21 protein-coding genes and 1 tRNA gene are annotated in these 20,757 nt (G+C 71.3%); 12 read left to right on the top strand and 10 right to left on the bottom strand.

Annotated elements, in window-relative coordinates; genetic code table 11:
- Nucleotides 1-82: 82 nt before the first annotated feature.
- Complete coding sequence (locus tag OH804_RS29160) at nucleotides 83-1,753, bottom strand: DUF885 domain-containing protein (RefSeq protein WP_196920201.1); 1,671 nt, start codon at nucleotides 1,751-1,753, stop codon at nucleotides 83-85.
- A 130-nt stretch (nucleotides 1,754-1,883) separates the two neighbouring features.
- On the opposite strand from OH804_RS29160, the gene OH804_RS29165 reads away from it, so the two are divergent.
- Nucleotides 1,884-2,864, top strand: coding sequence for a DMT family transporter (locus OH804_RS29165; protein ID WP_406060780.1), 981 nt, complete (start codon nucleotides 1,884-1,886; stop codon nucleotides 2,862-2,864).
- A 30-nt stretch (nucleotides 2,865-2,894) separates the two neighbouring features.
- Here OH804_RS29165 and OH804_RS29170 read toward each other — a convergent pair whose 3' ends face one another.
- Both OH804_RS29170 and OH804_RS29175 read right to left on the bottom strand, forming a co-directional pair.
- Nucleotides 2,895-3,977, bottom strand: a complete 1,083-nt coding sequence (locus OH804_RS29170) for a PHP domain-containing protein (RefSeq protein ID WP_406060783.1) — start codon at nucleotides 3,975-3,977, stop codon at nucleotides 2,895-2,897.
- A gap of 1 nt (nucleotide 3,978) precedes the next feature.
- Nucleotides 3,979-4,746 carry a M23 family metallopeptidase gene (locus OH804_RS29175; protein ID WP_406060785.1) on the bottom strand — a complete coding sequence of 256 codons (768 nt, stop codon included), beginning with the start codon at nucleotides 4,744-4,746 and terminating at the stop codon, nucleotides 3,979-3,981.
- A gap of 64 nt (nucleotides 4,747-4,810) precedes the next feature.
- On the opposite strand from OH804_RS29175, the gene OH804_RS29180 reads away from it, so the two are divergent.
- The 4 genes from OH804_RS29180 to OH804_RS29195 all read left to right on the top strand — a co-directional run bounded on the left by OH804_RS29180 (nucleotide 4,811) and on the right by OH804_RS29195 (nucleotide 6,716).
- Nucleotides 4,811-5,200 carry a hypothetical protein gene (locus OH804_RS29180; RefSeq protein ID WP_406060787.1) on the top strand — a complete coding sequence of 130 codons (390 nt, stop codon included), beginning with the start codon at nucleotides 4,811-4,813 and terminating at the stop codon, nucleotides 5,198-5,200.
- Nucleotides 5,201-5,311: 111 nt separating this feature from the next.
- On the top strand, nucleotides 5,312-5,479 hold the full coding sequence (locus OH804_RS29185) for a hypothetical protein (RefSeq protein WP_167362451.1): 168 nt from the start codon (nucleotides 5,312-5,314) through the stop codon (nucleotides 5,477-5,479).
- 117 nt (nucleotides 5,480-5,596) lie between these two features.
- A complete protein-coding gene (locus OH804_RS29190) occupies nucleotides 5,597-6,124 on the top strand; it encodes a tRNA adenosine deaminase-associated protein (protein ID WP_196920196.1) in 528 nt (175 codons plus the stop codon).
- Between the two features lie 145 nt (nucleotides 6,125-6,269).
- Nucleotides 6,270-6,716 carry a nucleoside deaminase gene (locus OH804_RS29195; RefSeq protein ID WP_196924690.1) on the top strand — a complete coding sequence of 149 codons (447 nt, stop codon included), beginning with the start codon at nucleotides 6,270-6,272 and terminating at the stop codon, nucleotides 6,714-6,716.
- A gap of 14 nt (nucleotides 6,717-6,730) precedes the next feature.
- On the opposite strand, the gene OH804_RS29200 is transcribed toward OH804_RS29195, so the two are convergent.
- Together OH804_RS29200 and OH804_RS29205 are read right to left on the bottom strand one after the other, a co-directional pair.
- Nucleotides 6,731-7,885 (bottom strand): HAMP domain-containing sensor histidine kinase, encoded by a 1,155-nt coding sequence (locus OH804_RS29200; RefSeq protein ID WP_196920195.1) that lies wholly within the window; start codon nucleotides 7,883-7,885, stop codon nucleotides 6,731-6,733.
- Nucleotides 7,882-8,538: a response regulator transcription factor gene (locus tag OH804_RS29205; RefSeq protein ID WP_406060789.1), complete on the bottom strand. Its 657-nt coding sequence runs from the start codon at nucleotides 8,536-8,538 to the stop codon at nucleotides 7,882-7,884. The genes OH804_RS29200 and OH804_RS29205 overlap by 4 nt, the downstream gene beginning before the upstream one ends.
- A 141-nt stretch (nucleotides 8,539-8,679) precedes the next feature.
- Between OH804_RS29205 and OH804_RS29210 the strand changes: the two genes are divergently transcribed.
- Genes OH804_RS29210 through OH804_RS29225 form a run of 4 tightly spaced genes read left to right on the top strand, consistent with a single transcriptional unit; the run spans nucleotide 8,680 to nucleotide 12,171 of the window.
- Nucleotides 8,680-9,192 carry a hypothetical protein gene (locus OH804_RS29210; protein ID WP_231392450.1) on the top strand — a complete coding sequence of 171 codons (513 nt, stop codon included), beginning with the start codon at nucleotides 8,680-8,682 and terminating at the stop codon, nucleotides 9,190-9,192.
- Nucleotides 9,189-10,280: a peptidoglycan-binding protein gene (locus OH804_RS29215; protein WP_406060792.1), complete on the top strand. Its 1,092-nt coding sequence runs from the start codon at nucleotides 9,189-9,191 to the stop codon at nucleotides 10,278-10,280. Before OH804_RS29210 ends, OH804_RS29215 begins: the two co-directional genes overlap by 4 nt.
- Nucleotides 10,281-10,288: 8 nt before the next feature.
- Complete coding sequence (locus OH804_RS29220) at nucleotides 10,289-10,972, top strand: ABC transporter ATP-binding protein (protein WP_196924689.1); 684 nt, start codon at nucleotides 10,289-10,291, stop codon at nucleotides 10,970-10,972.
- The gene (locus tag OH804_RS29225) at nucleotides 10,972-12,171 is read left to right on the top strand and encodes an ABC transporter permease (RefSeq protein WP_406060794.1); all 1,200 of its coding nucleotides are present in this window, start codon (nucleotides 10,972-10,974) and stop codon (nucleotides 12,169-12,171) included. The genes OH804_RS29220 and OH804_RS29225 overlap by 1 nt, the downstream gene beginning before the upstream one ends.
- Nucleotides 12,172-12,344: 173 nt before the next feature.
- On the opposite strand, the gene deoD is transcribed toward OH804_RS29225, so the two are convergent.
- Nucleotides 12,345-13,052, bottom strand: coding sequence for a purine-nucleoside phosphorylase (gene deoD / locus OH804_RS29230; protein WP_030328147.1), 708 nt, complete (start codon nucleotides 13,050-13,052; stop codon nucleotides 12,345-12,347).
- 75 nt (nucleotides 13,053-13,127) lie between these two features.
- On the opposite strand from deoD, the gene OH804_RS29235 reads away from it, so the two are divergent.
- A tRNA-Ser gene (locus OH804_RS29235) sits at nucleotides 13,128-13,214 on the top strand.
- Nucleotides 13,215-13,345: 131 nt separating this feature from the next.
- Here OH804_RS29235 and OH804_RS29240 read toward each other — a convergent pair.
- Nucleotides 13,346-14,281, bottom strand: a complete 936-nt coding sequence (locus OH804_RS29240; RefSeq protein WP_406060796.1) for a TetR/AcrR family transcriptional regulator C-terminal domain-containing protein — start codon at nucleotides 14,279-14,281, stop codon at nucleotides 13,346-13,348.
- Nucleotides 14,282-14,463: 182 nt separating this feature from the next.
- Between OH804_RS29240 and OH804_RS29245 the strand changes: the two genes are divergently transcribed.
- Nucleotides 14,464-16,077 (top strand): carboxylesterase/lipase family protein, encoded by a 1,614-nt coding sequence (locus OH804_RS29245; protein WP_406060798.1) that lies wholly within the window; start codon nucleotides 14,464-14,466, stop codon nucleotides 16,075-16,077.
- Nucleotides 16,078-16,154: 77 nt separating this feature from the next.
- Here the strand turns inward: OH804_RS29245 and OH804_RS29250 are convergent, their stop codons facing one another.
- Both OH804_RS29250 and OH804_RS29255 read right to left on the bottom strand, forming a co-directional pair.
- Nucleotides 16,155-16,649: a hypothetical protein gene (locus tag OH804_RS29250; RefSeq protein WP_406060800.1), complete on the bottom strand. Its 495-nt coding sequence runs from the start codon at nucleotides 16,647-16,649 to the stop codon at nucleotides 16,155-16,157.
- Nucleotides 16,650-16,741: 92 nt separating this feature from the next.
- Nucleotides 16,742-17,296 (bottom strand): hypothetical protein, encoded by a 555-nt coding sequence (locus OH804_RS29255; RefSeq protein ID WP_406060802.1) that lies wholly within the window; start codon nucleotides 17,294-17,296, stop codon nucleotides 16,742-16,744.
- A gap of 319 nt (nucleotides 17,297-17,615) precedes the next feature.
- On the opposite strand from OH804_RS29255, the gene OH804_RS29260 reads away from it, so the two are divergent.
- Nucleotides 17,616-19,136, top strand: a complete 1,521-nt coding sequence (locus tag OH804_RS29260; RefSeq protein WP_406060804.1) for a hypothetical protein — start codon at nucleotides 17,616-17,618, stop codon at nucleotides 19,134-19,136.
- 282 nt (nucleotides 19,137-19,418) lie between these two features.
- On the opposite strand, the gene OH804_RS29265 is transcribed toward OH804_RS29260, so the two are convergent.
- Nucleotides 19,419-20,567 carry a DDE-type integrase/transposase/recombinase gene (locus OH804_RS29265; protein ID WP_406058593.1) on the bottom strand — a complete coding sequence of 383 codons (1,149 nt, stop codon included), beginning with the start codon at nucleotides 20,565-20,567 and terminating at the stop codon, nucleotides 19,419-19,421.
- Nucleotides 20,568-20,757 lie beyond the last annotated feature (190 nt).

The following is a 20,757-nucleotide window of genomic DNA, read 5'->3' on the forward strand; positions in this document are numbered from 1 at the left end:
CGCGCGAGCGGCCTCGACTCGGGGGCGTGGCTGCGCGCGGCGACGGACTCGTCGCACCGGCGACGCGCGCAGCCGTACCCGGTCAGAGCCGGGCCAGCGCCCGGCGCAGCGGGTCGAGACCCAGCGCACCCAGGTCCAACGCCTGCCGGTGGAACTCCCGCAGGTCGAAGTCGGCGCCCTTGCGGGCCTTGGCGTCCTCGCGGGCCTGGAGCCAGATCCGCTCACCCACCTTGTACGACGGCGCCTGCCCCGGCCAGCCCAGGTAGCGGTTCAGCTCGAAGCGCAGGTTCTCGTCCGGAACCCGGCAGTGCGCCCGCATGAACTCCCAGCCCAGCTCGGGCGTCCACCGCTCGCCCGGCCGGAAACCGAAGGGATTGTCCTTCGGGATCTCCAGTTCCAGGTGCATGCCGATGTCCACGATCACCCGTGCCGCGCGCATCGCCTGGCCGTCGAGCATGCCCAGCTTGTCGCCCGGGTCCTCCAGGTAACCCAGCTCGTCCATCAACCGCTCCGAGTAGAGCGCCCAGCCCTCGCCGTGCCCGGAGACCCAGCAGAGCAGCCGCTGCCAGCGGTTGAGCAGGTCAGCCCGGACGGCGGTCTGCGCGACCTGGAGATGGTGACCTGGCACGCCCTCGTGGTAGACCGTGGTCACCTCTCGCCAGGTCGAGAAGTCACTGATGCCCTGCGGCACCGCCCACCACATCCGACCCGGACGGGAGAAGTCCTCGCTCGGGCCGGTGTAGTAGATGGCGCCGTCGCTGGTCGGGGCGAGGCAGCACTCGATCCGGCGGACCTGCTCCGGGATGTCGAAGTGGGTGCCGTGCAGTTCGGTGATCGCCTTGTCGGCCAGCGCCTGCATCCAGTCCCGGAACGCCTCCTTGCCCTGGATGGTCCGGGCCGGGTCGGCGTCCAACGCGGTCACGGCCTCGTCGACTGTGGCACCGGGGCCGACGATGCGCCCCGCCACGACCCGCATCTCCGCCTCCAGGCGGGCAAGCTCGGCGAAACCCCAGGCGTACGTCTCGTCCAGGTCGATCTTGGCGCCGAGGAAGTACTGCGAGGCGAGTTCGTAGCGTTCCCGGCCGGCGGCCTGCTTGTCCCGCCCGTGCGGGGCAAGCTCGGTACGCAGGAACTGACCGAACTCGGCGGTCGCCGCGGTCGCCGCCGCCGCACCCCGACGCAGCTCCGAGCCGAGGGTGCCCTCCGCTCCCAGCCGTTCGACCAGCCCGTGGAAGAAGTTGTCGCCGGTCGGGTCGACCCAGATGTCGCACTGCTTGGCCACCTCGACCAGCTGCACCTTCGAGCTGACCTCACCGGCGGCGAGCGCCTCCCGCAGCGTGGTCTTGTAGCCCTCCAGCGCGGCGCCGAAGCCGTTCAGCCGGGCGGCGATGTTGGCCTGATCGTCGCTGGTCGCGGTCGCCATCAGGTCGAACACCATGCGAATCTCGTGCAGCCCGCTGGCGATCACGCTGACCTCGCTGGTCACCTCGCCGGCGTCGTACCGGGCGAGGTCCAGGCCGAGCCGTTCCTGCATGGCCTCCTTGGCGATCCGTTCCGATTCGGTGGCCGGCTCGGTCACCTCCAGCTCGGTGAGCGTGCGGCGGGTGAGGTCCGCGCGGGCTGCGTAGCCGTCGGGCGAGAGGTCGTCGAGCTGGTCGTCATGGCCGGCGATGCCGACGAAGGTCGCGCCGGTGGGGCTCAACGGCGCCCACTCGGCCACGTAGCGGTTGGCGAGTTCATCAATTCGTCCCACGCTGCGACCCTACGTGACCACCCCACCCCGGTGTCGCCGACGCTTGTCGTGTTCGAGCTGCGGGTTCAGGCCCGGCGTGACGGCCGAAAGGGGCGCGACTTTGTCGTACGGTTGCGGCAGAGTGTCAGGGGTGACCACCGATACCACTCCTGACAAAGTGCCGGTCCGCGCCTGGCTGCCCGGCTTCGTCGCCCTCGCCGCGATCTGGGGTTCCAGCTTCCTCTTCATCAAGGTCGGGGTGGCCGAGCTGCACCCGGTCCAACTCACCCTCTACCGGGTCGTCGCCGGCGCGCTGACCCTGCTGGTGGTCCTCGCGGTGCTGCGCGACCGGCTGCCCCGCGAGCCCCGGGTCTGGGCGCACCTGACCGTCGTCGCCGCCTTCGGCGTGGCGGTGCCGTTCACCCTCTTCGGCTACGGCGAGCAGCGGGTCGAGTCGATGCTGGCCGGCATCTGGAACGCCACCACGCCGTTGATCGTGCTGCCGCTGGCGGTGCTGGTCTTCCGCACCGAGCGGCTCACAGTGCGCCGTGCCGTCGGGCTCGGGCTCGGCTTCGTCGGCGTGCTGGTGGTGCTCGGGGTCTGGGAGGGCATCGGCGGTGCGCACTTCACCGGCCAGCTCATGTGCTTCGGTGCGGCGGCCTGCTACGGCGTGGCCATCCCGTACCAGAAGCGGTTCGTCGCCGGCAGCGCTCACTCGGGTCTGTCGCTCTCCACAGCGCAACTGCTGCTCGCCGCCGCGCAACTGGCGATCGTCACCCCCTTCGTCGCCGGCCTGCCGCCGCTGCCCACCGAGCTGTCGGCCGGGGTGGTGGCGAGTGTGCTGACCCTCGGCGCGCTCGGCACCGGGCTCGCATTCGTGATCAACATGCGCAACATCCGGGTGGCCGGCGCGTCTACCGCGTCCACCGTCACGTACCTGATCCCGATCTTCGCGGTGCTGATCGGTGCTCTGGCGCTCGACGAACGACTCAACTGGCACCAACCGGTCGGCGCGCTGATCGTGCTGCTCGGGGTCGCGGTCTCGCAGGGGATGTTCAGCCGCCGCCGGAGCAGTCCGGTCGTCGGTGTCGGCGCACCCGCAACACCCGCCGTCGAACCCGCCCGCCGCTGACACCGCCGCGCCCGCGCGCGGACAGGTCGATCAACGCCGGGGCGGTCGGTCGTGCGTCCAGGCCACCAGTTGCTCTGCCGACCAGGTGTTGATCACGCGGTCGGCGGGGACGCCGCAGAGGGCCGCGCGTTCGCAGCCGAATCGTTGCCAGTCGAGTTGGCCGGGCGCGTGCGCGTCCGTGTTGATGGCGAACCGGCAGCCAGCCTCCAGTGCCCGACGGATCAGGCGCTTCGGAGGGTCCTGCCGCTCCGGCCGGGAGTTGATCTCGACGGCGGTGTCGTGTTCGGCGCAGGCGGCAAAGACGGCGTCCGCGTCGAAGTCGCTCTCCGCCCGGGTACGGGCGCGGTGCCCCCGATCACCCGGACCGGTCACCCCTGCCGGGCGGGACGACACCATCCGCCCGGTGACGTGGCCGAGGATGTCCAGGTGCGGGTTGGCGACCGCCTTCAGCATGCGCCGGGTCATCTTCGACCGCTCGTCCTTCAGGCCGCTGTGCACCGACCCGACCACCACGTCCAGCCGCGCCAGCAGGTCGTCGTCCTGGTCCAGGGAGCCGTCGGCGAGGATGTCCACCTCGATCCCGGTGAGGATCCGGAACCCCTCGGGCAGCGCCGCGTTGACCTGCGCCACGTGGTCGAGCTGCCGGCGCAACCGTTCCGCGGTCAGCCCCCGGGCCACCGTCAGCCGGGGCGAGTGGTCGGTCAGCACCAGATACTCGTGGCCCAACTCCACAGCGGCCAGCGCCATCTCCTCGATGGGTGAGCCGCCGTCGGACCAGTCCGAGTGGGTGTGACAGTCGCCGCGCAGGGCGGTGCGCAGCGCCGTGGCCTCGGCGTCCAGGTCACTGCCCTCGGTCGCCACCAGCCGGCGGAGGTAGACCGGCTCCTCACCGGCAAGGGACTCCGCCACGCAGCGGGCCGTCACGTCACCGACCCCGGCCAGCTCGGTGAGCGTGCCGTTGCCGGCCCGTTCGGTCAGCTCGGCCGCGGACAGGCCGGCCAGCGCCTTCGCCGCCGACCGGAACGCGCGTACCCGGTAGGTGGCCTCGTTCGCCCGCTCCAACAGAAACGCGATCCGACGCAGGTCGGCGATGGGATCTCTCGCGTCAGCCATGTCAGGGCGCCTTCGGGCAGCCGTGCTTGCGTTGCCACGCGGTGACCTCGGCGGCCGGCTCCCGATTGCCGCCGCGCCGCCAGGAGTCCAGGTAACGCGCCGGCCAGATCACCCCGCGCCGGATCCACCAGCCGTCCTTGCCGGCGCACGCCGGCGAGATGCCGAAGTGCACATGACACACGTTGTTCGCGTTGCCGGTGCGGCCCACCTTGCCGAGCTGCTGCCCGGCCCGGACCCGCACCCCGGCGTCGACGCCGCTGGCCACCACGCTCAGGTGCGAGCCGTAGTAGCGCACTCCGTCGTCGCCGAGCAGGGAGACCGACAGGCCGCCGTTGTCCGGACCCTGCCGCCCACGCTTGGTGTACCTGTCGACGCGGCTCACCTCCAGCACCGTCCCGTCGGTCACCGCCACGAAGGGCTCGCCGCAGTCGGCGAAGAGGTCCGTCGCCGGGTACGCCCCGTGCGTGGTGTGGTAGTCGACGTCGTCGGCGCGTACCGGAAAGACATGCTTCAGCCCGGCGCGGGGTGCCGTCGCGGACGGCATGGCCGACGACGGCGCCGGAGGGCTCGGGTCGGTCGCCGTCGTCGTGGCCGTGGGCGACTGCGACGCCGGCTGGTCGGCGGTCGCCCAGACCGACGGTGGCGTCGGCGCGGCGCCGTCGGGCACCCCCGGCCGGGTGGTCGCGCAGCCGGCGGCCAGCACCGGGGCGAGCAGCAGCAGGATCGGGTACGCCGGACGAGCGCGGCGGCTGATCGTCGGCGAGGACATCCGGTCATCCTGGCAGAGCCGGTACCGTGGGCACGAGCGGCACGCGTGAGGGAGGGCAGCGACGGTGACCATTGCCCGACCCGAACCTGGCCCGGATTTCGGTGCCGCCCGCCCGCTGCCGCGTACCCCGTCGGGCCTCTTCCCCTCCGGGCCCCCGACCCGGCCCACCTACCGCGAGCCGCACCCGATCACCGGCGGCGGTGTCGCCTCCGGCGCCGGTGCGGCCGCCGGTTGGCTGCTGCTGTTCGGCCTGCTCGGCACCGACGTGGCCAGCTACGCGTGGTGGACGGTGATCGCCGGCCTGCTGGCCTGGGTCACCGCCCTGGTGCTGGTCCGCTACGGCGACCGGGGGGTGGCCACCGGGGTCGCCATCGTCACGGCGGGTGGTTGGAGCATCGCCGCCGCCGTCGTGGCGGTCCGCTGGGCGACCAGTGGTGACTGGCCGCTGTGGTGACCGGCACGGAGCGGCCCCGAAACGACGCCCGGTGACTGCACCCTGTGCCCGGTTGGCTGCGTAGCGAACGCCGTCTTGACGCGGCCGCCGAGACTCGGCAGGCTCGGCACTATGGCCTGGACCACTCCGCGGCAGGATCCCGATCGCAATCGCCGTCGCCTGCAGTTGCTGGCCGAGTTGGCGGGCGCCCGGGCGGTCCGCCAGCGCAGCCGACCGCAGCGGCAGCGCACCGAGCGTCTGCGCCAGCTCATCGCCACCCGCCGTCGAGTCGTCGGCTGAGCCGACTTTGTCAGGAATGACCCGCGCTTCGGGGCGTTGACGGGTCGCCCGCCGACCCGACCGGCTAACGTGCACGCGTAACGAGTCGACGCTGTGTCGAGGGCTATTGGGGGGACCGTGTCGTACTTCGCTGCGGCCGTGGTGCGCGACGACAGTGGCTGGACCGCCGCCGAGGTCAGCCTGCGTGGCGCGACCGACATCGACGAGGTTGCCGACCGGCTGCGTGACGTCGACCTGGAGGCCGACGTGTCGCTGCTCTTCGTCGAGGCCGACGACGCGTACCTGGTGATCCTGCGCCTGGACGAGGGCGAGGACCTGCGGGTGTTCGGTTCGGACTCCGCGTACGCCGAGGAGTCGCAGCTGGGGTCGCTGCTGGTCGGTGACCTGAAGACCTCGGTCACCGGGCTCGACGGTGACGAGGAGCCGCGCCCGTCGACCACCGGTGACGAGGAGAGCGAGCAGCCCGTCGTCGACCCGGAGGCCGACCCGGTCGGTGAGGCCGACCTGCTGGCCAACCTGGGCATCTCCGCGCAGAAGCTGCTGACCCTCTGCTCCCACGAGGGGATGATGCCGGCGGACGTCACCGCCGAGATCTGCCAGGTGCTCGGCTGCGCCGACGAGGTCGAGGAGCTGCGTGAGGTCTGAGCCGGCCGACGCCACCGACCCGTCGCTGGAGTCGATCCGACCCGGTCAGCCGACTCCCGGTGTGGTGGGCCGCGCCGGGCCCGGCGCCCACGAGGGCCTCGCCGACCCGGGTGAGGTCGGCCGACGGCAGCGGCACGAGCTGTGGATGCGACGCGCCCTGGAGATCGCCGTCGCCGGTCCGCCCGTCGACGACCCGGTCAGCACCGACGTCGACGACGTGCCGGTGGGGGCGGTGCTCTACGGGCCGGACGGCACCGAGTTGGCCACCGGACGCAACGAGCGGGAGCTGACCGGCGACCCCACCGCCCACGCCGAGGTGCTGGCCCTGCGCCGAGGCGCCGAGCGCACCGGCCGGTGGCGGCTGGACGGCTGCACCCTGGTGGTCACCCTCGAACCGTGCACCATGTGCGCCGGGGCGCTGGTGCTGGCCCGGGTCTCCACAGTCGTGTTCGGCGCATGGGAGCCCAAGACCGGCGCGGCCGGATCGCTCTGGGACGTGCTGCGGGACCGTCGGCTCAACCACCGCCCCGAGGTCTACGGCGGGGTGCTGGAGGCCGAGACCGCCACAGTGCTGCGCGCGTTCTTCCGCTGAGACCGGGCCGCCGGTCAGGCCGGCGGCAGGGCGACAGTGACGATCAGGCCGCCGTCCGGGCGGGGCTGCGCCTCGGCGGTGCCACCGTGGGCCCGGGCCACCGCGCGGACGATGGACAGCCCCAGCCCGAAGCCCCGCGCGCCGACGACCCGCTCCCGCGACAGCCGGCGGAAGGGCTGGAACATCGTCTCGACGTCGTAACCGGGGATGACCGGGCCGGTGTTTGTCACGGTGAGGGTGGGACGGCCGTCGACCAGCCCGGTGCGCACCTCCACCCAACCGTCGGCGGGCAGGTTGTGGCGCAACGCGTTCTCCACCAGGTTGAACGTGAGCCGCTCCAACAGCACCGGGTCGCCGCTGGTCGGCGCCGGGGCCAGCGCCCGCCGTACCCGCACGCCCGGTGCCTGCTTCCCGGCCTGGTCGGTGGTGTGCGCGCAGACCTCGGCCAGGTCCACAGGCGTACGCTCGGTCAGCTCGTTCTCCGAGTCGGCCAGGGTCAGCAGGCCGTCGATCAGCCGCTCGTGGCGTTCGTTGACCGCCAGCAGCGACTCGCCCAACCGCCGGGTCTCCGCCGACGCGTCCGGGCGGGTGACCGCCAGCTCCACCAGGGCGCGGTTGAGCGCCAGCGGCGTACGCAGCTCGTGCGAGGCGTTCGCCACGAACCGGCGCTGCCCGTCGAAGGAGCGGTCCAGCCGTTCCAGCATCTCGTCGAACGTGTCGGCGAGTTCGCGCACCTCGTCGGGAGGGCCGGTCAGCGCGATCCGCTCGTGCAGACCACGGCCGGCGGTGTCCGCGCCGGCGATCCGGCGGGCCGTGCCGGTGATCTGGAGCAGGGGCTGCAACGCCCGACCGGCGAGCAACCAGCCGAACGCGATAGCCACCGTCGACACCACGATCAACGCGATACCGCCCTGGGTCAGCAGCGACTCCAGGGCGTTGCGCTTCGCCTCGTCCTGCAGCTCCTGCAACAGGGTGCGCAGGTTGTCGACGTTCTGCCCGCTGGGCGTCGTGGGGGCGGTCTTCGGCAGGTCGCTCAGCTTCACCCCGAACGGCTGCGGCATCCGCTGATCCACCAGCACGTACGTGACGGCGAGCAGAACCACGCCGGCCAACAGGAAGAGCCCGCCGTAGATGAGGGTGAGCCGGGCGCGGATCGTGAGGCGTTTCATCGGATCTGGTACCCCGCCCCGGGAACCGTCTCGATCACCGGCGGGTCGCCCAGTTTGCGGCGCAGCTTCATGACGGTCACCCGGACGACGTTGGTGAACGGGTCGATGTGCTCGTCCCAGGCACGTTCCAGCAGATCCTCGGCGGAGACCACCGCGCCGTCGGCGCGCAACAGCTCGGCCAGCACCGCGAACTCCTTGCGGGACAGCGCCACGTGCCGGTCGTCGCGGCGAACCTCGTGTCGGGCAGGGTCGAGCCAGATGCCGGCGCGACGCAGCGTCGGCGGTGCCGCCGGACGGGACCGGCGGGTCAGCGCGTGCACCCGAGCCGACAGCTCGACCAGGGCGAACGGCTTGGTCAGGTAGTCGTCGGCGCCGAGCGCCAACCCCGCCACCCGCTCCCGGACCGCCGCCGACGCGGTCAGCATCAGCACCCGGGTCTCCCCACCCGCGTCCACGATCGCCCGGCACACGTCGTCGCCGTGCACCACCGGCAGGTCCCGGTCCAGGACCACCACCGCGTACTCATTGACGCCGAGCCGTTCCAACGCGGCGTCCCCGTCGTACGCCACGTCGACAGCGAACGACTCCCGACGCAGCCACTCGGCGATGGCGTCCGCCAGCACGTTCTCGTCTTCGACCACCAGCACTCTCACCCCTCCATGGTGCTCGGGGTGCGGTAACGCCGGCATAACCGCTGACGGTAACGCCGGGGATACGCCCGCTGCCGTGCACTGGATGCCACGTTCGGCGAACCGCGCCGGACCTGAGCGGAAGCGGACACCATGCGACGACAGATGCTTGCGATCCCCGTCCTGCTCGCCCTGGCGCTGTCGGGGTGCGGCTCGGGAGGGGACGACGGCGGCGGGGTCGCGACCGCCGGTGGGGCGAAGGCCGGGGCCACGGCGAGCGGCGCGCCGGTCAGTGACTCGGACCGGCAACTCGCCTTCGCCAGGTGCATGCGGGAGAACGGGGTGGACATGCCCGACCCGGAGGCGGGCGGCCGTCCCGGCTTCCGGTTCGGCGCGGACGTGGACCAGCAGAAGGTCCAGGCTGCCATGGAGAAGTGCCAGGACAAGCTGCCCAACGGCGGGCAGGGACCGCAGCTCAACCCCGAGCAGGCCGAGCAGATGCGCACCCTGGCCAAGTGCATGCGGGAGAACGGGGTGCCGGACTTCCCGGACCCGGACGCCGACGGGCGGGTCCGGATCGGGGCGGGAGGCAACGCCATCGACATCAGCGACCCGGCCATGAAGGCCGCCATGGAGAAGTGCCGGCAGCACGCGCCGCAGTTCGGTGGTGGCCGGTGACCGGGGCCATCCGACGCTCGCGGCTGCGCGCCGCCGTCACCGGCGGCGTCGTCCTGCTGGTCGCTGCCGTGGGGGTGGTCGCCGCTGTGGGTTTCGGCGGCGGTGCCGACGGGGGCCGCGCCCAGGCCGGCGGCGCGCCACCCGCCACCGCCACTGTCACCCGGCAGACCCTCGCCGACTCGGAGACCGCCGACGGTGAGCTGGGGTACGGCGCGACCCGTACCGCCACGGCGAAGCTCAGCGGCACCGTCACCGGGTTGGCCGCGACCGGGTCGACGGTACGGCGGGGAAAGTCGCTCTACCTCGTCGACAACGAGGAGGTGGTGCTCCTCTACGGCGGGCTGCCCGCGTACCGGACCCTCGCCCCCGGGGTGGAGGGTGCCGACGTCGCGCAGTTCGAGAAGAACCTCGAAGCGCTGGGCTACACCGGCTTCACTGTCGACGACGAGTACACCGGCGCCACCGCCGACGCCGTCCGGGAGTGGCAGGAGGACCTGGGTCTGGCCGAGACCGGCCGGGTCGAGCCGGGGCGGATCGTGTACGCCGAGCGGGAGGTCCGGGTGGAGAGCCACCAGGCCGACGTCGGCGATCTCACCCAGCCCGGCCAGGCGGTGCTGACCTACACCGGCACCAGCCGGGTCGTCACCGTCGAGTTGGACGTGGACGACCAGCGGTTGGCCAAGCGCGACGCGAAGGTCAGCGTCCGGCTGCCGGACGGCCGGGCGGTGGCGGGCACGATCAGCACTGTCGAGACGGTCGTCCAGGCCGGCGCGGCCGGCGCCAACGGGCAGACCGGCGACGCCGAGACGAAGGTCGAGGTGACAGTCGCGGTGACCGACCCGAAGGCCCTCACCGGCCTCGACCAGGCCAGCGCGGACGTCACGTTCACCGTCTCGGAGCGCCGCGACGTGCTCACCGTGCCGGTGGCGGCGCTGCTGGCGCTGGCCGAGGGCGGCTACGGCGTCCAGGTCGTCGAGGGCGACGCGAGCCGGGTCCTCGCGGTGACCACCGGGTTGTTCGCCGACGGCCGGGTGGAGGTCACCGGTACGGACCTCGCCGAGGGCACGACGGTTGTGGTGCCGACGTGAGCGGCGAGGTGATAGCGCTCGACCGGGTCAGCAAGCGGTACGCCGGTGGCGTCGTCGCGTTGGACGACGTGTCGCTGCGGATCGGCCACGGCGAGCTGGTGGCGATCGTCGGCCCGTCCGGGTCGGGCAAGTCGACGATGCTGCACCTGATCGGCACCCTGGACCGGCCGTCGTCGGGCAGCGTGCTCATCGACGGGTACGACGCGGCGAAGCTGACCGATCGGGAGCTGTCCGCGTTGCGGGCTACCCGGATCGGCTTCGTCTTCCAGCAGTTCCACCTCGCTCCCGGCGTCCCGGTCGTGGACAACGTGGCCGACGGGTTGCTCTACTCCGGCGTACCGCTGCGGCGGCGGCGCGAACGGGCGGAGGCCGCGTTGGTCCGGGTTGGCCTGGGCCACCGGTTGGGGCACCGGCCGCACGAGCTGTCAGGTGGGGAACGGCAGCGGGTGGCCGTGGCCCGCGCTGTGGTCGGCGAGCCGGCGGTGCTGCTGGCCGACGAACCAACCGGCAACCTGGACTCCCACTCTGGTGCCGGGGTGTTGGAGTTGCTGCACGATCTGCACCGGGCCGGCACCACCGTCGTGGTGATCACCCACGACCGGGAGATCGCGGGGAGCCTGCCCCGGCAGGTGCGGATGCGCGACGGCGCGGTGCGGCACGACTCGGCCCTCGCGTCGGGCGGGGTCGGCTGATGGCGACGCTGACTCCGGCCCGACTGCGGCCTGCGGACGTCCTGCGCGTCGGTGGGGTGGGGCTGCGGACCCGTCCGCTGCGGGCGTTCCTCTCCGCGTTGGGCATCGCGATCGGCATCGCCGCGATGATCGCGGTGGTGGGCATCTCCTCGTCGTCCCGGGCCGAGCTGGACCGGGCGCTCGACGCGCTCGGCACCAACCTGCTCACCGTCGAGCCGGGCAGCACCCTGTTCGGTGCGGACGCGCAACTGCCCGAGGAGTCGATCGCGATGATCGGGCGGATCGGCCCGGTGACCGAGGTGTCCGCGACCGGGCAGCTCTCCGACGCCAAGGTGTACCGCTCGGACCGGATTCCGGCGGCGGAGACCGGTGGGCTCGCCACCCGGGCTGCCCGGCTGGACCTGCTCGGCACCGTCGGGGCCGAGGTGGCCACCGGCACGTGGCTCAACGAGGCGACAGCCCGCTACCCGGCGGTCGTGCTCGGCGCCACCGCGGCGCAGCGGCTCGGGATCACCACGGCCGACCCGCAGGTGCAGGTGTGGCTCGGTGGGCGGCCGTTCACAGTCGTCGGCACCCTCGCCGCCGCGCCACTCGCCCCGGAGTTGGACACCTCGGCGCTGGTCGGCTGGCCGGCGGCCACCGAATACCTGGGCTTCGACGGTCACCCGACCACCGTCTACACCCGGGCCCAGGAGTCGCAGGTCGAGGCGGTCCGGTCCGTGCTCGGCGCGACCACCAACCCGGAGGCGCCGAACGAGGTCGAGGTGTCCCGGCCCTCAGACGCGCTGGCAGCCGCCGAGGCGACCGACGACGCGTTCACAGGCCTGTTGCTGGGCCTCGGCGCGGTCGCCCTGCTGGTCGGTGGGGTCGGCGTGGCGAACACCATGGTGATCTCGGTGCTGGAACGCCGAGCCGAGATCGGCCTGCGCCGGTCACTCGGCGCCACCCGCGGTCAGGTCCGGACCCAGTTCCTCACCGAATCGCTGCTGCTCTCCGCGCTCGGCGGGATCGGTGGGGTGGTGCTGGGCATCCTGGTCACCTCGGGCTACGCGCTGTCGCAGGACTGGCCGACGGTGGTGCCGGCCTGGGCGATGCTCGGCGGGGTGGGCGCGACACTTGTCATCGGCGGCTTCGCCGGGCTCTACCCGGCGGTGCGCGCCGCCCGGCTCGCGCCGACGGAAGCGCTGGCCGCCGTGTGACCGGCCTGGCGCGGGCCGGTCGGCCTGGCCCGGTTGGGTTGGCGGGGCTCGGTCGGGCCGGCGTGGCTCGGTTGAGCCGGCCGGCGTGATGCGAAAGAGCGTGATGACTGTGCGGCATCTTTATGCCTCACAGTCATCACGCTCGTCGCGGTGACGCCGCCCGCCGGAACGGGTCAGGCGATGATCGTGTCGAGGGCGATCTCGACCATCTGGCTGAAGGTCTGCTCGCGCTCCTCCGAGGTGGTCTTTTCGCCGGTCTTGATGTGGTCGCTGACTGTCAACACGGTCAACGCGCGGGCCTTGAAGCGGGCGGCGATCGTGTACAGCGCCGCCGACTCCATCTCCACCGCCAGCACGCCGTAGTCGGCGAGGGTGTCGTACAGGTCCGGCCGGTCGGTGTAGAAGGCGTCCGCCGCCAGGATCGGCCCGACGTGCATGCTGATGCCGCGCCGCTCGGCCACCTCGACCGACGTCCGCAGCAGCCCGAAGTCGGCAACCGGGGCGTAGTCGATCAGCCCGTCGAAGCGCATCCGGTTCATGTTCGAGTCGGTGGACGACCCGATAGCGGCCACCACGTCCCGCAGTTGCAGGTCGGTGCTGAGGGCACCACAGGAGCCGACCCGGATCAGCGTCTTCACGCCGTACTCGTTGATCAACTCGTGGGCGTAGATGGAGGCCGACGGCATGCCCATGCCGGAGCCCTGGACGGAAACCTCGACGCCGTTCCAGCGGCCGGTGAAGCCCAGCATGCCCCGAACCGTCGAGTAGCAGGTGGCGCCCTCGAGGTAGGTCTCCGCGATCCACTTGGCCCGCAGGGGGTCACCCGGCATCAGGACCCGCTCGGCGATCTCGCCCGGCTTCGCGCCGATGTGCGTACTCATGACAAAGATCCTGCCAGGCCGGCCCGGGCGATACCGGTTCGGCGTCCGAACCGGCGGTCCTGTACCCTCGTCGGCGGTGGCGTGTCCGAGCGGCCTAAGGAGCACGCCTCGAAAGCGTGTGAGGGTTAACGCCCTCCGAGGGTTCAAATCCCTCCGCCACCGCTCCGTAGTGCAGAAACGCCCGGTCGATCCGCGAGGATCGACCGGGCGTTTTCGCGTCGGAGCGCTCGCCGGTTTCGCCGCCGCGTCCGGGGCGCGGCTGCCCGAGCAGGCCACCCAGCCGGTCTGAGCGGTCACCGTTCGAGCAGCGCCGCCACGCCGTCGAGCAGCCGTTGCAGGCCGAACTCGAAGAGGCTCTCGACGTTGAGGTCGATCGCCGTCCGGCTGAGCCGGGCCAGATGCGGAAACTCGCCCGCCGCGAGCAACCCGCCGAACACGTCGGCCTGGGCCTCCATCCACTCGTCGTCGGTCAGGCCGGTGTCCTGCTCCGCCTCGGCCCCCTGCTCCAGGTTGATGGCGGTGCCTCGCACATGGTTGGCCAGTGCGGCCACCAGGTGGAGTTGTGTGTGCTGGTCCAGGCCGTGTCGCGCGAGGGCCCGCAGCGCGCACTCGGTGTGCGCGACGGCGTGCGGTGCCATCAGGGGGCGGGTCAGCGAGATGACCTGGGCCAGCCAGGGATGCCGCCGGTAGATCGACCACTGGAGCCGGCTGAGCAACTCCAGTTGGGCTCGCCACCCGGGCGGGAACGTGCGCGGCAACCGGTACGCGGCGAACGCCGCGTCCGCCATCAGCACGAGAAGCTGCTCCTTGCCCCGAACCTGCCGGTACAGCGACATGGTGGGGACGTCCAACTCCGTCGCGATGCGCCGCATGCTCAGCGCCGGTAACCCCTCGGCGTCGGCGATCTTCATGGCGGTCCGCACCACCTGGTCGCGGGTCAGCCCCTGAGCCGGCAGGCGTCGACCGCCGGACGCTGCGCCCCGACCCGGCGTGGTCGGCTCCGCGCCGGTCACCACCATGCCCACACCGGGCACTGCCCGCACCAGGCTCTCCTGCCGCAGGGCGGTGAGCGCGCGACTGGCGGTCGCCATGGCGACGCCCCACTCCCGGACGATCTGCCGGGTGGACGGCACCCGGTCGCCGGGGCCCAACTCGCCCGCCATGATGCGCCGGCGCAACTCCCCGACGATGCGCAGATAAGGGGGAGTGGTCTCGCCGATCTCCGCCACGGTCGCCTCCCGTCGGCCTCGCGGTGACCGTAGCGCACTAGAGCACCGGGCGGAGCCCCGTCGATGGTCGCGCGCTTCCTGCCGCCGCGTACTAGAGCTCCCTGGCCGGGCTGTTGTCAGCTCGACATGCTCGGCGCAGCCCGGTGCGTACGCCGTACCGGCATCGACCGATGGGGAGAGTCATGACCAGCATCTCGTACCCCCGATGGGCCGTCGCGATGGGCGCTGTCGTCCTGGCCGGCTCGGCGGTGGCCGTCGGACCGGCCGCGGCCGACGACGACCGCCGGAGCGCGGCCGTCGTCCGGACCGACCAGGGCGCGGTGCGGGGAACCGTCGCGGCCGACCACCGCACGTTCCAGGGCATCCCGTACGCGAGCCCACCGCTGGGCGCGCTGCGCTGGGCCCCGCCGCAGCCCGGCCCAAGGTGGACCGGAGTACGCGACGCAACCCGGTCCGGTGCTGCCTGCGCGCAACTGCAAGGGCTGCCGATGGACACAGCGTCGGAGTCCGAGGACTGCCTCTACCTGAATGTCACCACCCCGCGCGCCTCCGCACGAACACCTCGACCAGTGATGGTCTGGTTGCACGGCGGGGACTTCCGGTTCGGCAGCGGTGACGGGTACGGCGGACAGCGGCTGGCGGTCGGTGGCGACGTCATCGTCGTCACTGTGAACTACCGGCTCGGCGCGCTCGGCTTCCTGGCGCATCCGGCACTGGCCGGCCGGGACGGCGTCACCGGCAACTTCGGGTTGCAGGACCAGCAGGCCGCGCTGCGCTGGGTACGACGCAACGCCCCGGCCTTCGGTGGTGACCCGGGCAACGTCACAGTGTTCGGCCAGTCCGCCGGAGCGACGAGCGTCTGCGCGCACCTCGCCGCGCCGGGCTCCGCTGGCCTGTTCCACCGCGCGATCATGCAGAGCAACTCGTGCGCCAACCCGGTCCAGACCCGGGCCGAGGCGATCGTGGCGGCCGAGGAGTTCGCTCGGAGGATCGGCTGCACCGACCCGGCCGTGGTCGCCACCTGCCTGCGCGGACGTACTCCCGCCCGGATGATCGAGACGGTCGGCTACCCCGGCGCGGGTGTCGACCTCGGCCCGGTCGTCGACGGCCACACGTTGCCGGTGGACCCGGCCGAGGCGCTGACCACCGGGAGGCTGCATCGGGTGCCGGTGTTGACCGGGATGAACCGGGACGAGTCCCGGCTCGTGGTGTGGGGGATGGAACGGCTCGGGTTCAACTGCCCGGAGCCGCCGAAGCCGAACCAGGAGCCGGAGTCGTGCCCGCTCACCGATGAGCAGTACCGCGACCAGGTGCGCGACATGTTCGGTGACCACGCGGACAAGGTGCTGGCCCGCTACCCGCGCGACCCCGCACAACCCGCCAGCGTGACGTTGAGTGCCGTGCTGACCGATCACGACTACGCCGAGCCGGTCTACTCCGCCGCACTGGCGTTCGCGCGGCGGGTGCCGACCTTCGGGTACGAGTTCGCCGACGAGGACGCGCCGTTCTTCACCGAGGGGCCCGAGCCGACGTTCGACACCGGCGCGTACCACTGCGCGGAGCTGCCGTACCTGTTCACTGTCGACTACGCCGAGGCGCTCACGCCAACCCAGCGGCGGCTCTCCGACGAGATGGTCCGCACCTGGAGCGACTTCGCCCGGACGGGTCGGGCGAGTTGGCCTCGACTTCGCCCGGACGCCCCGTACCTGCGGGTGTTCGCCGGTGACGGCGGATCGGGCAGGACGGACTTCGCGGCGGCCCACTCGTACGACTTCTGGCTGTCGCTCCGCCGCTGAACGACGACTGACCTGTCGGTCGCCTCGATCCATGGTGGATCGGGGCGACCCGACAGGTCAGCCGGTGGCTTGTCGGCTCAACACGGGCCCGCACCCTCGTCGAAGAGGCGGCGGGCCCAGTCCGCGTACCCGGCGATGGTTTTTCGGACCGTGCGCCCGTCGTGCAGGAACAGGTACGCGCGGTCGCCGCTGCGGGCGAGTAGCCCGTCGAGGCGGTGCGTCCCCTGTGGAGCGCGGAGTCGGCTGACCTTCGGATAGCGGTCCCAGACCTGGTCGACGGGCGAGCCCGCCGTTATGCCCTCCGGTGTCCGCATCGGGTCGCCGACCCAGAGCAGCACGAGTTTGTCCTCCATGAAGACCGGGCTGACCGTGTCGTGGCCGGCGAGCACCGGCCCGCAGGCATCCAGGCTGGTGCGCAGGATGCCGCGCCGGGTCAGCTCGTCTTCGGTGGCACCGAACTCGATGTTCCGCAGGCCGTTCAGGTTGATGATCTCCACACTGCCGGCGGGCCGGCCTTCCGGGATCGGCCCGGTGGGCGGTACGCCGCTACCAGCGATCGAGGCAGCCGTCATCAACGTGGCTATAAACGCAAATTGTCGCAATTTCATGGAATCCCCCAGTCCCCAACGGAACGGGAGCGTTCAGGTTGCTGCCGGCGGCCGGATTACTGGTTTTCCCACTGTTCGACCAGCTCGTCCCAGTAGTCGGCGCTGAGTCGACGCCGCCCGTGCGCCAGCCAACCGTCGGTGTTCCGCTCCAGGTGCAGCCCCAGTTCGGCGAACGGGTCGATCCACGTGCCGGGCTCGACGCCCAGTCGGGTCAGTGCCCCGTTGATCGGCCACTGCTCGCGCGGCGCGTCCAACTCGTCGTCGAAGCACGGGCCCCAGGACAGCGCCCCGCCCAACCACACCGCCGCCGACTGGTAGCCGACGCCACCACCGAACTCCGCCTCCAGGTAGGCCAGAGGCCCCGACTGTGACCAACGGGTCAGCACCTCGACCAACGCCGTCGACAACACCAGGCCGAACGGTCGCGTGACGCTCCGGTCATCCGTCGCGAAATCCGGCAGGGACCCGGTCAGCTCGACCACCAACTGCGGGGTGACCGGCAGCAACGCGAAGTCCTGGCGCAGCTCGCCGAGGACCGCGTGATCCAGCTCGGCGGTCTGCTCGCGGAGCAGCTCAGCATCGGCGACCACCGCGCTGAGCTGGTAACCCATCAGGTCCCTCCGCCGTCCACAGCCTGTGGATAGAACATGTGTACGACGGTTCCGGGCCCGTCGGCTCCCGGACGGTACCCGCCGTCCGCGCCCGCCCCTCCAGCCCACTACCCGTTCGTCTCATTTCGGCAACCTGATCGCCCGCCTATGGTGTCGAGGCGCCTATCGAAACGGGGTCTCTATGCGGCGAAGCGCAGCTTTTCTCGTTCTTCCCACCGTCTTGGCCAGCCTGGTAATCAGTGCCCCGGCTAAGGCTGCGGAAGGGGTCCGGACCATCACCCGGGACGGCGTCGTCCTCCAACACCACACGGTGTCGTGGATGAAGACGCCGACCCGTTTTCGGGGCATGGGGGTCGGCCGCTCCGACTTCGACGGCGACGGTGTCGACGACATCGCGGTAACTGGTACCCCGTCCAATTACACATTGCCGGCGGAGCCGACCGGCGTGGTCAGCGTGCGCTACTCCTCGGCCCCGAAGGTCGACTACCTGATGGGCGTCCTTACCGGGGGCAGCGGCTGTGTCTGTTTCGGTATGGCGCTCGTGGCGGGGGACTTCAACGGCGACCGTTTCGACGACCTGGCAATCGGCGACCCGGACGAGCCGGATCCCAAGAACAAGACCCACGCTGGAGGGGTCTGGGTCATCCCCGGCAGCGGCACCGGCCTGGTGGTCGACTCGGCAATCCACTTCAACCAGGATTCGCCAGGCATTCCGGACAGTCCGGAGACCTTCGACCAGTTCGGTGCTGCCCTCGCGGCCGGCGACATCAACGGGGATGGTCGCGAGGACCTCGCCATCGGTGCCTGGGCAGAGGCGATCGGAAGCAAGGCGATGGCCGGCGCGGTAACCGTCCTCTTCGGTGGGTCAGCCGGTCTCACGGCGACCGGCGCGCAACACCTCCACCAGGACCTGGCCTCGGTGCCCGGCGCGGCCGAGGCCAACGACCAGTTCGGCTACACGCTCGCCATCGGGAAGGTCGACAACAACCGTTACCACGACCTGGTCATCGGCGCTCCTCGTGAGAACGACGGGGTGAGCTGGGGCGGCAGCGGCATGGTCACCCTGATGTGGGGCTCGGCGAGTGGTGTGTCGTCCACCGGTGCCACCTCGGTCACCGGTGCGGCCATCGAACCCAACGATGGGACAGGCACCATCGCGTGGTACCTGGGTGACGCGGTCGCGGTTGGCGACGTGAACGGCGATGGGCTGGGTGAGGTGGTCGTCGGAGCCTCCGGCGCCCAGACCCCGGACATCAACGGCGGCCTCATCGCGGCCTTCACCGGCCGCGCCGCCGGCCTGTCCAGCAGCGCGGTGCGGGTCATCACGCAGCGTACGGCCGGCGTACCGGGCGACCCTGCGGGTGACGACCGCTTCGGTGGCGTGCTGGCGGTCGGCGACGTGACCGGCGACGGCAGGGCAGACGTGCTGGTCGGCGCCCCCGGCGACCAGATCGGCGCGAAGGCCGGGGCCGGCAGCATCACCCTGCTCAAGGGTGCGGCCGGCGGGCTGACGGGCACCGGTGCCCAGGCGTTCGACCAGAACCACTCGGCCGTTCCGGACGGCTCCGAGACTGGCGACAAGTTCGGTTCCGCCATCGCCCTGCTGAACCTCGACCGCACCGGCGGGCTCGACGCCCTCGTGGCGTCGCCCGGGGAAGAGGTGAGTGGTGACCTCGCCGGGTATCCGTCCGGGGTCGTCAACCCGTTCTACGGTGCTGCCGGCGGGCTCGTACCGCAGAACAAGACGTGGAGCGGTCTGTCCGAGCGCACCGAAATCCTCTGGCCGATGAACTACGGTCTCCGGATTGCCGGGCCGCAAAGTGGTGGCCCGCTGTTCTGAGCGGTGCCAGCAACGCCCGGCCGGCCCGTACTGGGCCGGCCGGGCGTTCGCGCGCTCCGGCCGTGCGGGGGTCGTCCGCCGACGGTCGGTCGGCCCGGAGGCGACGGTCGAACCCGGCAGGCAGACGATCGCCCTTGGCCGCTACCGGTACGAAAGTGCCAGCCCATCAAGCCTTCCGGCATCAAATCTCCAGATCTTGGACACTTTCCGTTCTGCGCGAACTGTGCTGTCCCGAGTCATGTGTCAAGGGGAAGTCCCGATAGATGTGTCAGGTGTTGTTGATCAGGCTGCTCGGGTGAGGCTGATGTAGGTCCGGTCGGGGGTGAGGTGGAAGTGGCCGAGGGGTTGGCCGTCTTGGTGGTAGATGGTGATCCGGCTCTGGTCGCGGATGGCGGTGATGGTGGCGCCGGCGTGGGTGGTGCCGACGCTGGTGCGGTGTCCGGCGACGGTGATGGCGCCGGTGCTGCCCACGAGGCAGCGGTGCAGGGTGGCGTCGGTTTGCATCGGTAGGCTGGCCGGCCCGCCGAGGCTGGGCGCGTGTGTCCATGCCTGGGCGGGGGTGGCGCGTCGCGGCAGGGCGCTGTGGCGTCGTTGGGTGTTGTAGTAGCGGCGGTAGACGTCGAGGAGGTTCTGCAGTTCCGCGCGGGTTGCGGGGGCGGGGTGGGTGCTCAACCATTTTTTGAGGGTTTGGTGGTGGCGTTCGACCTTGCCGCAGGTCTGCGGATGGTAGGGGCTGGAGTTGATCGGCCGGACATTGTGGTCCAGGAGGCACTGGACGAACGTGGAGATCGATCCGGGCCGGGTCAATCGGCTGGTGAACGCGGTCCCGTTGTCGGACAACACGATCGCCGGGGTGCCGTACTCGTCGAATGCCTGCCTGATCGCGGTGACCGCGCCTTCGGCGGTCTCCGCGCTCGTTGCGTGACAGCCGACGAGGGTTCGGGTGCAGTCGTCCAGGACGTCGAAGACCGCGGCGAGGCTGCCGTCGGCGAGCCGGACGTTCGTGGCGTCAATTTGGTAGCAGTCGCGGGGCCGGGCGTAGACGAACCGCCGAAACGAGCTGCGCGGCCGTTTCGCCGGGTTCCGTTCGAGCAGGTCATGCCGGGCCAGGACCCGGTTGATCGTCGATCGCGACGGCACCCGCCACGGCGCACCGGTAGCGGCGTGCACCTCGATCAGCGCGTCGCGAATGAAGTCAGCCCCGTTATCCACGCCGAGTTCGACGCGCAGCTTGCAGATCCAGGCGTCCAACTCCGGTGGCGTCGTCCGCGGACTGCTACGCGGCCGCCGGGACCGCTCATGCCACTCGCCCTCATCCCTGATCCGTGCCTGATGCCGGTAAACGGTACGGACCGAAACCCCATGCTCACGCGCGAACTCGGCGGCGTTGATCCGCACCCCAGCAGCCAACTGGGCATCGAGCAGATTCATGACACGCCGCCGAGAAGCCATACCCGGCACCATGGACCAGCACACCCAAGGCCCCTGCCAAGTGACACATGTATCGAGACTTCAACACTGACAGATGTCATGGGACTGAATAGTTCTGCGCGAACGGAAAGTGTCCAAGATTTCGACGAAGTTGAGGGGCGTGGGCCGCATCCGGGCCATCAGGGTTGGG

The sequence above is a fragment of the Micromonospora sp. NBC_00860 genome (assembly GCF_045207375.1).
Classification (GTDB): Bacteria; Actinomycetota; Actinomycetes; order Mycobacteriales; family Micromonosporaceae; genus Micromonospora; species Micromonospora vinacea.